Annotated in this window: 2 protein-coding genes; both read right to left on the bottom strand. The window is 61.0% G+C overall.

The annotated features are described in order from the left end of the window. Positions 1–230: hypothetical protein (locus JM946_RS30090; protein WP_218043213.1), on the bottom strand; the 230-nt coding region annotated here is incomplete at its 3' end. Then, positions 191–646, bottom strand: a 456-nt coding sequence (locus JM946_RS29905; RefSeq protein WP_203171123.1) for an IS110 family RNA-guided transposase, incomplete at its 5' end; no start/stop codon positions are given. The genes JM946_RS30090 and JM946_RS29905, both read right to left, overlap by 40 nt.

A 646-nucleotide genomic window follows, 5' to 3' on the forward strand; every position in this document is an offset into this window, starting at 1 on the left:
TGAGGCGCACGATGTGCCTCGGGCCTTGATGGGAATGCGCGCGCACTAGCACTGATCAGCAGAACGGCCTTGGTTAAGCCCGGAAACGTCTCAGGTGGCTGGTGCACGGGTTCGACCCCTTGATCCATCAGTTGTGCTTTTCTCCTGGCAACCTTGGGGAAGATTAAATAACCGAAATCAGGCTCAATGATCAGGCACAGGCAGGCTGATAATCCTGCTGTGTTGTCCACATCGCCCAAGCCATCCGAGCCATTTTATTGGCCAGCGCGACGATCGCGACATTGCGCCCACGGCGCTTCTCTAATGCCAAAACCCATCGACTACACCGATCATCGCGGTACATGGCGCCTCGCAGAGCGGCTCGGGCGCCGTGAATGAGCAAGGTGCGCAGGTAACGATCGCCACGCTTGCTGATACCTAGCAGACGCGGCTTGCCACCGGTGCTGTGTTGTTTGGGCACCAAGCCGAGCCACGACGCCAAGTGACGGCCGCTGCCAAAGCTGCCAATGTCGCCGATCGCCGAGACCAGCGCGGTGGCCGTCAATGGGCCGATGCCTGGCACGCTTTGCAGCCGGCGACAGCGCTCATCGTCGAGGGCTTGTGCGCGCAGGCGCGCATCCATCAGCTCGACGCGCTCGTCCAGTTG

The organism is Steroidobacter gossypii (assembly GCF_016801985.1).
In the GTDB taxonomy this organism is placed as follows: domain Bacteria; phylum Pseudomonadota; class Gammaproteobacteria; order Steroidobacterales; family Steroidobacteraceae; genus Steroidobacter; species Steroidobacter gossypii.